This is a genomic window from Kribbella sp. NPDC055071, from assembly GCF_053608045.1.
Map to the genome: position 1 here is coordinate 237,922 of NZ_JBSGUS010000001.1, position 15,063 is coordinate 252,984.

General features: G+C 69.2%; 12 protein-coding genes. 11 read left to right on the forward strand and 1 reads right to left on the reverse strand.

The window, feature by feature from the left end; all coding sequences use genetic code 11:
* Positions 1-37 precede the first annotated feature (37 nt).
* Complete coding sequence (locus ACWF4Z_RS01135; protein WP_452240870.1) at positions 38-7,093, reverse strand: hypothetical protein; 7,056 nt, start codon at positions 7,091-7,093, stop codon at positions 38-40.
* A gap of 145 nt (positions 7,094-7,238) precedes the next feature.
* Here ACWF4Z_RS01135 and ACWF4Z_RS01140 point away from each other — a divergent pair, with 145 nt between their 5' ends.
* The 11 genes from ACWF4Z_RS01140 (at position 7,239) to ACWF4Z_RS01190 (ending at position 15,042) form a co-directional block, all read left to right on the forward strand.
* Positions 7,239-7,700 carry a hypothetical protein gene (locus tag ACWF4Z_RS01140; RefSeq protein ID WP_452240871.1) on the forward strand — a complete coding sequence of 154 codons (462 nt, stop codon included), beginning with the start codon at positions 7,239-7,241 and terminating at the stop codon, positions 7,698-7,700.
* 52 nt (positions 7,701-7,752) lie between these two features.
* Positions 7,753-8,490, forward strand: a complete 738-nt coding sequence (locus ACWF4Z_RS01145; RefSeq protein WP_452240872.1) for a hypothetical protein — start codon at positions 7,753-7,755, stop codon at positions 8,488-8,490.
* A 41-nt stretch (positions 8,491-8,531) separates the two neighbouring features.
* Positions 8,532-9,296, forward strand: a complete 765-nt coding sequence (locus ACWF4Z_RS01150) for a hypothetical protein (RefSeq protein WP_452240873.1) — start codon at positions 8,532-8,534, stop codon at positions 9,294-9,296.
* Positions 9,293-10,603: a CpaF family protein gene (locus ACWF4Z_RS01155; RefSeq protein ID WP_452240874.1), complete on the forward strand. Its 1,311-nt coding sequence runs from the start codon at positions 9,293-9,295 to the stop codon at positions 10,601-10,603. The genes ACWF4Z_RS01150 and ACWF4Z_RS01155 overlap by 4 nt, the downstream gene beginning before the upstream one ends.
* A 4-nt stretch (positions 10,604-10,607) precedes the next feature.
* Positions 10,608-11,513, forward strand: a complete 906-nt coding sequence (locus ACWF4Z_RS01160; RefSeq protein WP_452240875.1) for a type II secretion system F family protein — start codon at positions 10,608-10,610, stop codon at positions 11,511-11,513.
* Complete coding sequence (locus ACWF4Z_RS01165; RefSeq protein ID WP_452240876.1) at positions 11,510-12,430, forward strand: type II secretion system F family protein; 921 nt, start codon at positions 11,510-11,512, stop codon at positions 12,428-12,430. Before ACWF4Z_RS01160 ends, ACWF4Z_RS01165 begins: the two co-directional genes overlap by 4 nt.
* A gap of 100 nt (positions 12,431-12,530) precedes the next feature.
* Entirely contained in the window at positions 12,531-12,752 is a 222-nt protein-coding gene (locus tag ACWF4Z_RS01170) for a hypothetical protein (RefSeq protein WP_452240877.1), read from the forward strand.
* A gap of 32 nt (positions 12,753-12,784) precedes the next feature.
* Positions 12,785-13,198 carry a TadE/TadG family type IV pilus assembly protein gene (locus ACWF4Z_RS01175; protein ID WP_452240878.1) on the forward strand — a complete coding sequence of 138 codons (414 nt, stop codon included), beginning with the start codon at positions 12,785-12,787 and terminating at the stop codon, positions 13,196-13,198.
* A gap of 8 nt (positions 13,199-13,206) precedes the next feature.
* Positions 13,207-13,644 carry a TadE/TadG family type IV pilus assembly protein gene (locus ACWF4Z_RS01180; RefSeq protein ID WP_452240879.1) on the forward strand — a complete coding sequence of 146 codons (438 nt, stop codon included), beginning with the start codon at positions 13,207-13,209 and terminating at the stop codon, positions 13,642-13,644.
* A complete protein-coding gene (locus ACWF4Z_RS01185) occupies positions 13,644-14,405 on the forward strand; it encodes a TadE/TadG family type IV pilus assembly protein (RefSeq protein ID WP_452240880.1) in 762 nt (253 codons plus the stop codon). Before ACWF4Z_RS01180 ends, ACWF4Z_RS01185 begins: the two co-directional genes overlap by 1 nt.
* 13 nt (positions 14,406-14,418) lie before the next feature.
* A complete protein-coding gene (locus ACWF4Z_RS01190; RefSeq protein WP_452240881.1) occupies positions 14,419-15,042 on the forward strand; it encodes a hypothetical protein in 624 nt (207 codons plus the stop codon).
* The last annotated feature ends 21 nt before the right edge of the window (positions 15,043-15,063 follow it).

Below are 15,063 nucleotides of genomic sequence, written 5' to 3' on the forward strand. Positions count from 1 at the left end.
GGCGCCCTATCACCCGGTGCCGCCATATCGCCCCGGCTCACATCGACTGTCCGGCACCGCCGTGCCCGGAGGGCGTGATGGTTCGGTTGGCGCCGGCGCTGAGGGCGCTGTTCGCCTCATGGCTCGACGGCGCCGACAGCAGCCGCTTGGTGGTCGCGTAGTCCAGGCCCTTCAGGACAGCGGCCGGCACACCCTGCTTCTCCAGTGCGGCGGCCACCCGGGCGCTGAAGTTGCCGTCCTGCGGCGTCGTGTTGAAGAGGTCCCGCAGCGGAACGTCATGGCTCTCGGCCCACCACACGAGCCGCCGGTCGAGGCTGAGCACCGCTGAAGCGAAGCCACCGTCGTGCTCGCCGGCCATCGTGCCGTTGGGGAACGCCCAGTACTTGCGGTCAGGCCCGTTGACCTCGTGCACCAGCAACGCCACGACCCGCTCCTCGGCCACGGCCTTGTCGACCGCGTCCAGCAGCGGCTGGTACGGCTGATGGACCAACCCGGTCAGGCCCTGCCGATAGTCCGACGTCTCCTCCACCGGGCCGAGGTCCGGCGGCACAGCCTGCAGCTGCATCCCAGCCAGTACGGCGTCGTTCGAGGCGCCGGCCTCCATCCGGCTGAGGCCTTCGAGGTACTCGTGTTTGAGCATCTTGACGTAGAACTCGCCCTTGGCCACCTTCGGCAACTGGGTCCGTTCCTTGAGCTTGGGGTCCCCGCGGCCCGTGTCGACGAGCTCGTCGACGGTCACGGTGTACTCGACCGGGATCCGGACCGTGACGAGCTGGCCTTCCTCGATCTTGAGCGTCTCCAGCCGCGTGCCGTACGCGTTCGACGACTGCTCCTTGGCCTGCTCGCCGAACGAGGCGGACGCCGAGGCGACACCGGCGTTGAAGCCACCGGTCACAGTCGCCGGCCCGAGGTGGTTGCCGCTCGACGAGTTCGACACGGTGTGCTGGCTTCGCTCGGAGGTGCCGACCTGCCCCTCGACCAGGCCGTCCTCGAGCTTGGAGATGAGTGGCGTGGCGTGGATCGTCACCTCGAACCGGGTAGCGCTGTTGCCGGTCGCCGCCAGCTTCGGCAGCGTGTACCCACCCGCGCTCATCAGTTGCCCGAATCTCGCCTTCAACGCCGGCTCCTTCAGCCGGTCGCTGATCATCCGCTCGTACTCGGCCAGACCCGCCAGGCCGAGCTGTGCAGGCTCGCCGAGGTGTCCGGTGATCTGGTCGTACAGCCGGTCGCTGGGCGGCTCGCCCGCCAGGTACGTCGCGGCCCGGTCGGGGACTGCGCTCTGCGGCAGCCGGAACGGGCGATGCTCCGGCGGACTCGCACCGACCTCGACCGCGGGTGCCGGTCCGTCCTTGAGCAACTCGTGCGGAACGATCGCGCTCAACTCCGCGCGCAGCTCCTGAGGCGCGGAGATCGACTTGATCTCGCTCGGATCGACCTCCCCGCGCTGCCACCGCAGCCTCGTCAGCTCGGCGGACCCGGCGTTGTGCAGCCGGACGACCCGGGTCCTGAAAACCAGTGACCGCTTCGTCATGGCCATCTTGATCAGGGTGGTCCGGTCGATGCCGGTGTGCTGGTGACCGTCGGCCGCAGTGTCCTGCCGGGTCCGATCGGTGCCCACGCCCCCCGACGCCGACACCCCGTCGGCACCGGCACCGCCGGCCGTGGCGCTGCCGGAGTAGGTCGTCGTATGCGTGACCGAGCTGTCGACCTGGTTGTAGTTGTAGGCCTGGATCGCACCGACGACGTCGAGCCGGGGGATGTCCGGCGTACCGTCCGGCAGCAGCGGGACGTCCTCGATCGTGATCTCGTCCTCGAAGTGCGCGTCGACCAACTGGAGCAGGACGTCGGGCTTCGCCTGACCCTGGACAGGCACCTCGATCGAGCCGATGTAGCCGCGTACGCCGAGCATCTCCTCGAGGCGTCCCCGAAACGCGCTCTTGCTCAGGTTCACGTCCAGGGCGGCGTCGAGCAGGAGGCTCTGCGGACGACCCTCCGGGTAGACCTCGTCGATCTGCGGGTCGATCAGTCCGAGCAGGTCGACCTCCTCGGACGGCAAGCCCTCGGGGGCGATCCACTCGATCTGCGAAGACCCGAGGCTGTTGTCGTACGAGCCGCCGGCCATGTGCATCGGGCGGCGACGGTCCGCCATCTGATCGGCTTGGGACAGCAGCTCCTGCAGACGTTCCTGCGTGGTCGTGGCCTGCGACTCAGGAGCCCGGAGCTGCCGGCGCAGTTTCGCGGCCAGGTCGTCATCGGAGTGTTCGGCCGCCAACCCGTCCGTAGCGCCGCGCTTGTCCTGCCGGTACCGGCGGACGAAACCACGGGCGGTCTGGGTGCTGAGCACCAACCGGTCGGTCTGCCAGCGCTCGGCGGCGTCCGCGACGACCTCGAGCGGCAGGTCGAGCTCGTTGCTCGCGTAGAGCTCGAGCGCCCGGCGTTCGGCCATCGTGGAGTGGACCAGCGCGTCGTCGAGCTCGATTTTCTGGACGACCTCGCCGTTCTGGTGGATCTCCGCGACCAGCTTGTGCCGGTCGATGAAGTCGTAGTGCGCACCGGTGTTGATCAGCAGGCGCTCTTCACCGGTGGTCTGGCCTTCGGTCGTGGACTGCGACGTACCGCCGGTCCGGCCGACCGAAACCCCACCCGACCGGCTGGAGCCGTCGGCCCGCGCCGGACCGAGCGACCCGTCCACACCGACACCGCCGGAGACGCTCGTACCGGAGGTGTAGCTGGCATCGCTCATCGTGAAGTTGATGTCGCCGGTGGTCCGCTGACTCGTCGCGACGTAGGTCCGGTCGACGGCAACACCGCGGATGACGACCTTGAACTCCTGCGGCAGCAGTGTGCCGTCCGCGCGTGCGCGGGTCACGTTCCTCGGGCCGGGTACGACGCTCATCGGCAGCTCGAAGGTGCCGTTCATCCACTCCGGGTTCGAGAGCAGGCTGTTCGGCGAGAGCTGCGTGTGCAGCTGCAGGAACGCGCTCGAGTCGGTCCGGATAGCGCTCACAGCCTTCGCGATCCGGTCGGCCGGTTCGCCCGCGTCGACCGCGAGCGCGATCGAGCGCCGGAGCGCGACCTGCGCGGGCGCCTTCGGATCCGCCGCGAACACCGGCTCCTTGGCCCTGGTGAGCGCGCTGTCGTACTTGACGTCGTAGCTGCCGGGCGCCGTCGCGATCGGCTCGGCGTCGCCAGTGTCGGTGATCTCCGCGAACGTGATCTCGACATCCTGCGTGAGCCGGTCCAGCGGCGCGGTGGGCTCGGCCAGCCAGACCCGGTTGACCCGTCCGCCGGTTGCCCAACTGACGCTCCGGCCGAGCGCGGTGCGGTTCAGCCGCCCGCCGATCCGGCCGGCCAGACCCCGGAGTCCCTTGCCCGGTCCGTCGCTGGCACCGGCCCCTGCGCCGACCGGCACCGACTTCGAGCGTCCGGAGGTTCGCTGGGTCGCCCGCGAACTGATACCGAGACCGACGCCGGTCTCGTCCTCCGTGGTCCCGCCCGGCGTGACGCCGCCGGCGACCGGGGTGACCAGCAGCCGGAACGGGCGAACCCGTGGCGTCCGGCCCATCGCCTCCTCGTCCAGCGGCACGACCAGGCCGCCCTGGACGGCCTGGTTGATCCCGGTCTCGATCCGCTGCGCGAGGAACGCCTGCCGGACCCGCTCGTAGTTCCGCTGCTGCGCGCCGCGACGAAGCCGATCGCCGCCGCGCTTGCCCCACTGTGGCTTGAGCGTGACCGGGTCGAGCGGCGGAACCAGTCCCAGGTCGCTCAACTCGAGCAGAGCCTGCCGCTGGGCGTCGTCGGCACCCTGCAGGTTCTGGACCATGCCCGTGCCGGGGCCGCGCAGCTTGTTCGCGCCGATGCCGTGGAACGGCGGCAGATGCTGATCCTGCTTGGGAGCCGGCGGATTGCCGTCGCCGCGCAGCAGGACCCGGCCCTGCTGGTCGAGTTTCAGGCTGTCGTCCGGGTTCCGCCGTACGGCGTTCTTGTCGGCCCGGGCGCCTGTGCGGAGCAGATCGTTCTCCGGGACCCGGAGCCGGCCCTCGCAGGTGCCCTCGACGACGATCGGCGCAGAGACTCGACCACTGACCTTCCGCAGGGAGGCCTTGACCTGAAGGCCGACCAACACACCCTGGGTCGGGCCCTTGTAGCGCTGCACCGACGGCACGATCGACGTCGTACTGACGTTCTGGCCGCCCTGGCGGCTGACGTTGCGTCCGACCGAAACGCTCGGTCCGCCGGGGACGGGCAGGGTGAGCGCTCCGGTGCCGGTGAGCGAAGCGGAGTACGTCTGGCTCGCGTTCGCACCGGCGAAGTCGACCAGGACCTCTTCCATCCCGATCTCGGGGCTCGACTCACCGTCGAGCGTGGCGTCGCGCCAGATCGGCACCACCTCGAGGGTCAGCTCGTAGTCCGGCTCGCCGCCGGCCCCGATCTGCCGGGTGATGCCTCCCGGCGCGGCGGCATCGCGCAGCAACCGGTACGGATCCTTGGTGATGAGCTGACTGATCTGGTTGTAGCTCGTCCGGTCGAGGTCGCCGAACCTTGCCTCGGCTTGCGCGACCAGCCGGTCGTTGATGCTCTGCAGCCCATTGATCCTGGTCACGGTGTGCCGCGGGAACTCGGTGGTGCAGTCCGCGGCGTGCCCGAGCTCTTCCAGCGACACCGTTTCGGTCGTCGCCTTGACCGAGTACGGACTCGGGACCCAGCTCAGCCGGCGACCGATGTCGACGGTTTCGACGGCGGACCACGGCTCGGTCGGGGACTTGCGGACCTCGATCTCGAGCTCGCCGTCGAACTCCGCCAGGACGGACTCGCCGCCGGCGACCTCGACCCACCCGTGCTGGTCGTACGCGCTGGCGCCGCCGGTCTCGGCCAGGCTGCGATTGCGCGACGCTTCACCGCGGACCGACACCGGCACGCCCGCCATCGCCAGGAGCGGGCCACCGTTGAAACCGGCGGTGAGACTCGACGCGTGCGTGTCAGTGGTGGCGATACTGATGCCGCCCTCGCCGAGCGTTCCGTTGTTCTGCTCGGCCAGGGCATAGTCGTGGTCGACGACCTCGGTGAGGTTCCGCGGCCGGAGTCGGATCCGGACCTCGGCGACCTCGGTGAGGGCGTCGTCCGCGTCGCCTCCAAGCGTGTATGTCATGCCGTCGGCCGAGAGCAGCCGGCGGTACTCCGCCATCGGCATCGCCAGGTCCGCCCCGGAACCGATCCGGGCCTGGATGCCGTGCGCGGCGAGCGCCGCGTTGATCTCCTGCCTCGGCCGCTGCAGCGTCTCGCCGGTCGGTACGCCGGTCTCGAGCGCGGCCTCGACCGGGAAGGCCCAGTCCAGGCTGTACTCGAAGGCCGCGACCCGGTGGCCGGCCTGCTTGGCGAGATCGGCGATCCGGCCCTCCGGCACGCCGCCGTCGAGCTCGGCCAGAAGGGTCTGGTAACCGTCCAGTGCGTGCCGGGCGCTGATCGCTGCCACCCGGTAGCCACTGGCGAGCTGCTCGTTCCGCTGCGCCATGGCGAGGGCGGTGACCGCTTCGGCACGCAGCGCTCGAGCTCGCTCGGCGGCAGCGCCGTCTTTCGCGCGCTCCTCGGTCTTGGCCGTCGACTCCTTGTCGTCGGCCGTCCCGCGCGCCTCTGCGGCGCCCTGCATCTTGGCGGCAGCCTTGGTGTCGAGATCCGTCGCTGACGCCTCCAGCTTTGCGATCTGCGCGACGACCTGCTGCCGGAGGTGAGCCGGGGTGCGCGGTGCCGGTATCGCCGCCGCCTGGGCGCGGCCGGCGGCGAAGCCTGCCTGGGACGCACCGGGCATCGCGATCGAATTCGCCACCCAGGGGAGCGCGGGCTCGCGGCCGCTGCGGCGGCGGATCGTCTTTGCCATGCCCTGGATGTCGCGTTCGAGCTCGGCCATCCGCCGTGAGCCGGCCGTCTGCTCATTGGGCTGATGAGTCGACGCGAACGTCGCCGCTCGCACCTGCTGCCAGTCGTTGACCAGCAACTGGTAAACGGCGTTGTCTGCGCGCAGCCTTCGATCCTGCCGGTCGGTGCTGAACGCGGACCGCAGTCGGTCCAGGACTCCGGCCGGCCGCTCGGCGCGAGCGGCAGCGAGCTGCTGTGTCATCAGCGAGAGCTGATGGGTCCAGACGCTCCGGAGCTGCTCGTCGTCGAGCTGGGGTGAGATCCGCAGGATGTGCGGCTGGTTGGCATCGCCCGTGCCGAGTCGGCCCTGCGCGACCACGCCGCCGACCGTCGGCTCGATCTCGACGCGGATGTGCTGCGGTACGTCGGTGCCCGCCATCATCACCACGGCCTGGAGCCCTTGCTCGTCCACGACCGGTGGCGCGGTGAGGGACGAGCCAAGGTCATCCTGCGTCATCCGTGCCAGGGCAGCGAGTGCCGTGCGCTGGTCGAGGGGTCGAGCGTTACTCGGACGGCCACCAGGCCCGGTCACGAGTCCGGTGCCGCGGGCTACCCGGGTGACGGTCTGACGGCGTGACGCGCGGCGATGGCTGGTGCCGACGCGGGCGCGTGCGCGCGTGGTCGGTGCTGGCGGGCCGGACGGCGTCGTCGTACCCAGGAGTTGGGCGTCGCGACCGATCTCCTGCGAGGCGGAGCGAATCTCGGCCTGGCGGACCGGTTGCGGAGTACCCGGGAGGGTCCTGAGGCGGGCGGCTGCTTCGGGGGAGTCCGCGGCCGCGTTGACCAGGGCGACACGGAGCTGGGCCTGGGCTTCGTCGCGCCTCGATTGGTCCACGCCTGGGGCATGGAGGAACCGGTCCAGGGCCGCGGCCGCACCCAGACCGAGGGAGGCGCCGCGCACGCGGGCGACCTCGGCGCCGAGGGACGCGACGGCTTCGGCCAGCAGCCGGTCGTCGCGCACGTGGTCGTCGGCTCGCCGGGTGAGCTTGGCCTCCAGGGCCTGGACGACGTCGACCGCCAGCAGGTCACGCCTGCTGGTCAGCCAGATCCGGCCGTCGCGCAGTGGGACGGCGGTGGGGAAGACAATGCCGAGAGCGGTACCGAGCGCGAGCCGGGCTCGGTCGGCCGGGGTACGGCCGGGTGTTGGGGCGGCATTTGCGGGTGCGGTCAGCAAAACCACCCCTCCCGTTACGTGCCTTGGTGCTCACCAGTTGTCACCAAGACCTGTTAGTTACGGAATTTAGCAAACTATCGGTTACTCGCCAGCAACTCGCACCACGCGAACTGTTAACAATTTTCGCCGGGTATCCACCTAGGATCGCCGCATGGACGACCGGTTGGGCTCATCGGAGTGGACCGTGCTCGAGGCCCGGAGCATGGTGGCGCAGCTGCGCCACGTGGCCTCGGACGGTCCGGAGTACGACGCTGTGGAGCTGTTCCTGGCGCTGTGCGACTACCTCGATGAGCTGTACGGCGGGTACGGGTTCGACCAGATCTATACCGGTGCGGAGCGGGCGGCGCTGGCAGACGTCGTACGGCGGGTTCGCGGGCCTGCCGTCGTACCGGATCCGGATGGTGAGCGGCTGGTGCAGCCAGTTAACGCCGCGGTCACATTGGTCCAAGGACGTGTGCTGGCCGTCGAGCTGGAGCGGCTGGGGGAGTGGCAGCGGGAGCTCGGACGGGCGCTGCAGGGGCTGTACAACTATCTAGACCAGTTGTACGGCGGACCCGGTGCCTTCAGCGAGTTGCTGACCACTCTCGAACGAGACCGGGTCGCGAGCCGGTAACGGCACCGCCCTTCTGGCTCGGTTGGCACCTAGCTGCCATTACGGTAGGCGCGTGAGTCTCTCGTCCTCCACGCGTACTTCCCCCCAAGGCACCCGCGGAGCGGGCCGATCGGCGGCTGGCGGTCCTACCCGCCTCCCCAGCAGCCGAGAGCGCCGGCCCGCGCTGGCCGCGCTGGCGGTGATCCTGATCCTGCTCGGCGCCGCCGGCTCGGCCCTGATCGCGCTGAACAGCGGAAACCGATCAGACTTCGTCGCGATCGGTGCCAACAGCCTCGAGCCCGGCCACAAGCTCGAGGCCAAGGACCTGTCCCGCGGCGACCTGGCCGGCGCGACCGGTGGTCTGATCCCGTGGTCGGAGGCGAGTAAGTACATCGGCCACTACACCACGACCTGGCTCTACAAGGACCAGTTCGTCACCCCGCAGAACTTCACCAAGGACACCAACAACCCCATCCCCGCCAGCGGCGCACTCGTCGGCATCACCCTGGAGGCCGGCCGGGCCCCGGCGGACGGGATCGACGTCGGTGACATCGTCCGGATCGTCAAGGTTCCCACCAGCAGCGACGGCGGCGCGGCCGTGCCCTTGGTCAGCGCGGCCGAAGTCACGTCGAGCGTCGGCGCTGTCGCCGGCGACAAGACGACCTCGACTCCGACCCTGAACGTGACAGTCCTGGTTCCGACCGAGAAGTCGACCAGCGTTGCCGCGGCCGCGGCGTCCAAGACGCTGGCGCTGGTGAAGCTCGCGGTCAGCACGAAGCCAGAGGTCTCGCGTACCGACGGGACGAACTGATGGCACTGGTGGCTTTTGCGAGCGCAAAGGGGTCGCCCGGCGTGACCACCGCAGGCCTGGTCATCGGTGCGCTCTGGCCGCGGCAGGTGCTGATGGCCGAGTGCGACCCGGCTGGTAGCGATGTGGCGATCCGGATGACCGGACCGGGCGGTACGGCGCTCAACTCCGACCGCGGCCTGGTCAGCCTGGCCGCCGCCAGTCGTAAGGGGCTGGGCGACGAGGTGATCCTTGCGCACAGCCAACAGCTCGACGGTGGGCTGGACGTACTGCTCGGCGTCCGTTCGCCCGAGCAGGTCGGTGGCATGGGCGGTCTGTGGCATCCGCTCGGCATCACGTTCAATCAGATGCAGAACGGCGACGTACTGGCCGACTGTGGCCGGATCGGTGCCTCGTCGCCGCAACTTCCGGTCATTCAGTCCGCGCGGCTCGTGGTGATGGTCTGCACGGCGACTGGGTCCTCGGTTGCACACCTGCGCGAGCGACTCTCGTCTTTGGTGCACCACGTCGACGCACAGCTCGGTGTGATCGTTGTGGCCGACCCGAAGCGCCGGGACGGGGTCAAGCAGGTGTGGACCGTGCTGGACGCGATGTCCGTGCCGGTGCGGCACCGGTGGCACCTGGCCTACGACCCGGCCGGTGCGGCGTTCTTCGACGGACGTGGTCACGGACGGCTCGAGAAGACACCGCTGATCCGTTCGGCGACCGACATCACCGCGGAGATGGCAGCGATCGTTTCGTCGCCGCAGGCGCATGACTTCGACATGGCAGAGGCCGCGTTCCCGCCGCTGCCCGGTGATCTGCGATGAGCGCTGATCAGGAGCTGGTCCGGAAGCTGCGGGTGCAGGTTGCGGAGCGGCTGAACGAACAACGCCGTCGCGACCAGGTCAACGGTGTGGCGCCGATGAGCGCCGACGACGAGCGCGAGTACGCGCGCTCGCTCATCGTCCAGGTGCTCGAGGACCACGCCCGCTACGAGCTTGCCGAGGGACGGACGCCGCCGACCCCGGACGACGATGCCCAGATCGCCGGCGCGATCCACTCGGCGCTGTTCGGTGTCGGCCGGCTGCAGCCGCTGATCGACGATCCCGAGGTCGAGAACATCGACATCAACGGCTGCGACCAGGTCTTCGTCCAGTACGGCGACGGCCGCGAGGAAATGCTGGGCGCGGTCGCCGAGAGCGATGACGAACTGGTCGAACTGATTCAGGTTCTGGCTGCCCATGCCGGCCTGACCAGCCGTCCGTTCGACACGGCCAACCCACAGCTGGACCTGCGGCTTCCGGACGGCTCCCGGCTGTCGGCCGTCATGGGCGTCACGTCGCGTCCTGCGGTGTCGATCCGGCGGGCGCGGCTCGGCCGGGTGTTCCTCCGCGATCTGGTCACCAACGGCACCATGACCGACGATGTCGGCTCGTTCCTGGCGGCCGCGGTCAGGGCCCGGAAGAACATCATGATCGCGGGTGCGACCAACTCCGGAAAGACGACGCTGCTGCGTGCCCTCGCGAACGAGATCGGCCCGAGCGAGCGGCTGATCACGGTCGAGCGCTCGTTGGAGCTCGGCCTCGGCGAGTTCAAGGACCTGCACCCGAACGTGGTCGCGTTCGAGGAGCGCCTGCCGAACTCCGAAGGGGTCGGCCAGGTCGACATGGCCGATCTGGTCCGCCGCTCGCTGCGGATGAACCCGAGCCGGGTGATCGTCGGCGAGGTGCTCGGCGACGAGATCGTCACGATGCTGAACGCGATGAGCCAGGGCAACGACGGCTCGCTGTCGACGATCCACTCGAACAGCTCGATGGAGGTGTTCAACCGGATCAGCACCTACGCGATCCAGGCCCGGGAGCGGCTGCCGATGGACGCCACCCAGATGCTGATCTCCGGCGCGCTCGACTTTGTCGTGTTCGTCCGCAAACACAACGACTACCAGCACGGTGGCACGCTGAGCCGCTACATCGAGAGTGTCCGCGAGGTCACCGGCTGGGACGGCCGGGTGCTGTCCGGCGAGGTGTTCGCACCCGGGCCGGACGGTCGCGCGGCCGCGCACGCGCCGATCGCCTGCATGGACGAGCTAGAGCACTTCGGGTACCAGCCGCTCGTGCACGGAACGTGGGCGTGAGCCGATGAGCACCCAGACCCTGCTGTCGCTGCTGTGCGGAGCCGTGGTGGGCGGCGCTGTCATGCTGCTGATCGTCGCGATCCGCGGCACCGAGCCGCGGGACGAGACACCGTCGATCTTCCATCGCACGAACGCCGACGGCCGCCGGATGCTGATCCGGCTGGGTGCCGGCCTCGGCGTCGGTCTGATCGTGCTGGTGGTCACCCGCTGGCTGGTCCTGGCCATCGCCTTGGCCCTGCTGGCGGCGATGGCCGACCGCTTCTTCGGCGGTACCGGTGAGGAACGCCGGGCGATCGATCGCCTCGATGCCCTCGCCACCTGGACCGAAGCCTTGCGCGACACCATCGCGGGTGCGGTCGGCCTGGAACAGGCGATCCCGGCCACCGCCGTGAACGCGGCCCCGGCGATCAAGCCCGGCTTGAACCTGCTGGTCGACCGGCTGCGCATCCGCGAACCGTTGCCCTCGGCACTCATGCGGTTCGCCGACGACCTGGACGACCCGTCGGCCGACCTGATCGTCGCGGCCCTGGTCCTCAACGCCCGGCTGCGCGGACCGGGTCTGCGTGAGGTGCTGAGCGCGCTCGCGGACTCGGCCCGCGAGGAACTCGACGTACGCCGAAAGGTCGCGGCGGAACGGCGATCCACCCGGCGCAGTGTGCAGGTGGTCGTCGCGATCACGCTCGTCATGGCGGCCGGTCTGGTGCTGTTCAATCCGACGTACATGGCGCCGTACCGCAGCTTCATCGGGCAGGTCGTGTTGACCGTCGTGATCGGGCTGTACGCGCTCGGTCTGATCTGGCTGCGACGGCTGGCCAAGATCGAGGTTCCGGAGCGGTTCCTGATCCGCGCCGGCGAGACGCAGCGGACCAGTCGGGCCGTCGATCAGCGGATGGAGGTGGTGGACCGATGACGTGGGCCTTCATCACCGGCGGCCTGGTCGGTCTTGGCGCGTACCTGCTGGTGCGGTTGTTCATCAAGCCACAGGTGAACGTGCTGTCGACCATCGCCCGGATCGACGCCGGCCGCGGTGGCTACACCAGCGGCGCGACGGCCAGCGCGGCCGGCGAGCGGGTGCTCGGCGGCGTGGACCGGGCCCGGCAGACCCTGGGCCGGCGGCTCGAGGCCGAAGCCAACGCGCGCGGCTGGGCGTTCGGCAAGCTCCGCCGCGACCTCGCGGTGATGAACCAGCCGTTCGCCGCGATGCTCGCCACCAAGGTGTTCTTCGCGCTCGGTGCGTTGATCCTCGTTCCGATCGTGCTGTTCCTGTTCTCCGCCATCGGGTTCTCCGCCCCGGGCGTGGCGCCGGCGATCGTTACGCTGGCGTTCATGACGCTGGCGTTCTTCCTGCCGGACCTGGCGTTGCGGCAGGAAGCGGAGAAGCGGCGCCGCGACTTCCGGCACGTGGTCGGCAGCTTCCTCGACCTCGTCGCGATGAACCTGGCCGGCGGCCGCGGCCTGCCCGAGGCGTTGATGACCGCGTCGACGATCGGCGACCACTGGGCGATGGCCAGGATCCGGCAGGCGCTCGCGAACGCGCGACTGATCGGCATCACGCCGTGGGACGCGATGGCGCTGCTCGGCGAGGACCTCGGCGTCGAGGAGTTGCGCGACCTCGCGTCGGCGCTCGCACTGGCCGGCGACGAGGGCGCGAAGATCCGCTCGTCGCTGCTCGCCCGGGCGGCATCGCTGCGGCGTAAGGAGCTGGCCGACGTGGAAGGCAAGGCGGGTGAGCGCTCTCAGTCGATGCTGGTTGCGCAGCTGGTCATGATCTCGGCGTTCTTCCTTTTCCTGGCCTTCCCGGCCGGTATGGCCATCCTCGGGAGTTAGGGAAAACGATGACGAGGGCACGGGATCCACAGGGCAGAGTTGCCCGTCGTACAAGGCATACTGAGGCCTCCTTCGACCTCACGATCTGGAAGGCAAACCGATGACCTCGGAGTTGATGTTCTGGCGGGCGATGGCCCGGTACGCGCTGGTACGGGCGCAGGCCCAGCGGGCCCGGGCGCGGCAGGGGCACACCGAGCTGGGCGCGTCCGCGCTGGAGTGGGCGATCATCTCGGGGATCCTGGTCGTCGCCGCCCTGGCGATCGGCGTCGTGGTGAAGAACGTCATCAGCAAGCACACCGCCGAAATCGACACCGGCAACTGACGGTTGCACCCATGCGTTCGGTGTGGAAGAGGATGTGGCGCAGACGCCGGGAGCGGGGTGTCAGCTCGATCGAGCTGGCGATCCTGGCGCCGGCGATCCTTGCGCTGATCTTCGTGTCCATCCAGACCGCCCTCTGGTTGTACGGACGATCGGTCGCGCTGAACGCTGCCCAGGAAGGTGTCTCCCGGCTCCGGCTGGTCCAGCCCCAGCTGTACACGACCGGGCTGGGGGAGGAGGTCCGCGCGGACATCGAGTCGTACGCGACCCAGATCGGCGGTACGTCGTTGCAGCATGCCGATGTCGCGCCACCGTCGTACAACAGTCCCGAAGGCATGGTGTCCTTCACCGTCACCGGTGAGACCGTCTCCCTGGTCCCCGGCCTGACGTTCAAGGTGAGTCGTACCGCCACCGGCCCGATCGAGCAGTTCGAGGCCGACGACAAGTGAGGCCGGAGATGACGCGGAAACTGGGGATCCGCTCGAGGCGTCCGGACGAGCGCGGTGCCTTGGCACTGGAACTCGCGATCCTGGCGCCGGTGCTGCTCGCCCTGTTCATGTTCCTGCTGGCGTGCGGCCGGTACTTCCAGACGAGTTCGTTGCTGGAGAGCGCGGCCCGCGACGGTGCGCGCTCGGCCAGCCAGGCGCGGTCGCTGAACGACGCCCAGGGCCGGGTCGACGAAGCGGTCGGCAACACGATGAGCCAGGCGATCAAGTCCTGCAAGGACAGCGCCTCCGGAACCATCACCACCGCGTTCACGGCTGGTTCGCCGTTGTCGGTCGAGGTCACCTGCACGATCAACTACCGAGATCTCGGCCTGCTCGGACTCGGCGGGGACACGACGATCACCAAGCGATTCACCTCTTCACTGGATCCCTACCGGGGAGTGCGCTGATGGCACCTCACGACCGGCACCGCTCCCGGATCGTCGAGTTCTTCCGGATCGATGCCCCCGGCAACCAACGCCCGATCCTGGGGCGCGGTGCGTTGAGCCCCGCGGTGGCGATTCTCGCGGTGATGATCTTCACGCTGGCCGGCCTGGTGATCGACGGCGGCCGCCAGCTCGGCGCCCGCTCGCGCGCCGTCGGCTACGCGCAGGAGGCGGCCCGCGTCGGTGCGGCCGCGATCCAGCTGAACTCGCCCGAGGCGAAGATCGACCCGGCCAAGGCCGCGATCGCGATCGCCGGGTTCTGCCAGCAGGTGATCGCGAACGATCCGAGCGTGAAGTCGTGTGCGCCGACCATCCTCAACGAGAAGACCGTCGACATCTCGGTCCGGATCGAGAACAAGACCACCTTCCTCGGCCTCATCGGCAAGACCACGCTGGGCGCCGCCGGCACCGGCCAGGCCCACGCCGAACAGGGCATCAAAAAAGCCGACGACAGCCCCACCATCCCCCCGATCGTCGTCGAGTCCCAACTCCCCGGCAAACCCGGCGCACCGGTCAGCACCGCCCGCCCCCCGATCGACTTCCCGTGCCCGACGTGGACCACGGGCTCACCCACGCCGACGTGGACGCTGTCGCCGTTCCCGTTCCCCGCCACCTGCTCCCCGAACGCGTCCCCAACACCGGACCCGACCGACACCGAGTCGCCGACTCCGACTCCGACTCCGACTCCCACCCCGACTCCAAGTCCGACCCCCAAGCGCCGCTGAAGGATCCTCACCTATGCGAAAACTCGCACTCCTCCTGGCCGGCGCCCTCCTCCTGACCAGTTGCGGCGGCAAAGACTCCAACGACGGCAGCCTGCCGGTCCCGGTAGGTGGCGACTCCGGTACGACGACCTCCACCACGCCGACCCCGAGTACATCCACCACGGCACCCACGACAGCAGCCACCACCAAACCCGCAGCCGGCCAGCAGGTCTACGTCGTAGCAGGGAACTACGCCGGCAACCCCGCCGTCCAAGGTCTCGTGGACAAGTACCCCCTGTACTTCCAAGCCCTGGTAACCAAGGACGACACGATCCTGAAGAAGTCGTTCCCGTCGTTCTTCTACGCCGATGTCTCGCAGGGGATCGTGGATGCCAAGCGCAACGGCTGGGTCATGCGCCCGCCGGGCAGTGTGGTGGTCGTCGGTACGCAGAGCCAGCCGGACGGCACAGTTCGCGTGAAGACGTGCCGCTCGCAGACCACCCAGTACTGGGATCCGAAGGCGAAGAACTGGGCATTCGTCACGCCGAAGGGTTCGGCGGAGGCGATCGACATGATCCGGACCGGGGTCGGCTGGCTGCCGTACAAGTTGGCGCCGGCGACCGGCGTGAACTGCGCGGGAGTGCACTATCCGGCCTAGATCAGAACGGTCGAATTCACA

What these genes read in the sequence shown, in the direction of transcription:
- ACWF4Z_RS01140 (WP_452240871.1), top strand. Translation starts at nt 7,239, where the DNA reads ATGGACGACCGGTTGGGCTCATCGGAGTGGACCGTGCTCGAGGCCCGG.
- ACWF4Z_RS01155 (WP_452240874.1), top strand. Translation starts at nt 9,293, where the DNA reads ATGAGCGCTGATCAGGAGCTGGTCCGGAAGCTGCGGGTGCAGGTTGCG.
- ACWF4Z_RS01160 (WP_452240875.1), top strand. Translation starts at nt 10,608, where the DNA reads ATGAGCACCCAGACCCTGCTGTCGCTGCTGTGCGGAGCCGTGGTGGGC.
- ACWF4Z_RS01165 (WP_452240876.1), top strand. Translation starts at nt 11,510, where the DNA reads ATGACGTGGGCCTTCATCACCGGCGGCCTGGTCGGTCTTGGCGCGTAC.
- ACWF4Z_RS01170 (WP_452240877.1), top strand. Translation starts at nt 12,531, where the DNA reads ATGACCTCGGAGTTGATGTTCTGGCGGGCGATGGCCCGGTACGCGCTG.
- ACWF4Z_RS01175 (WP_452240878.1), top strand. Translation starts at nt 12,785, where the DNA reads ATGTGGCGCAGACGCCGGGAGCGGGGTGTCAGCTCGATCGAGCTGGCG.
- ACWF4Z_RS01180 (WP_452240879.1), top strand. Translation starts at nt 13,207, where the DNA reads ATGACGCGGAAACTGGGGATCCGCTCGAGGCGTCCGGACGAGCGCGGT.
- ACWF4Z_RS01185 (WP_452240880.1), top strand. Translation starts at nt 13,644, where the DNA reads ATGGCACCTCACGACCGGCACCGCTCCCGGATCGTCGAGTTCTTCCGG.
- ACWF4Z_RS01190 (WP_452240881.1), top strand. Translation starts at nt 14,419, where the DNA reads ATGCGAAAACTCGCACTCCTCCTGGCCGGCGCCCTCCTCCTGACCAGT.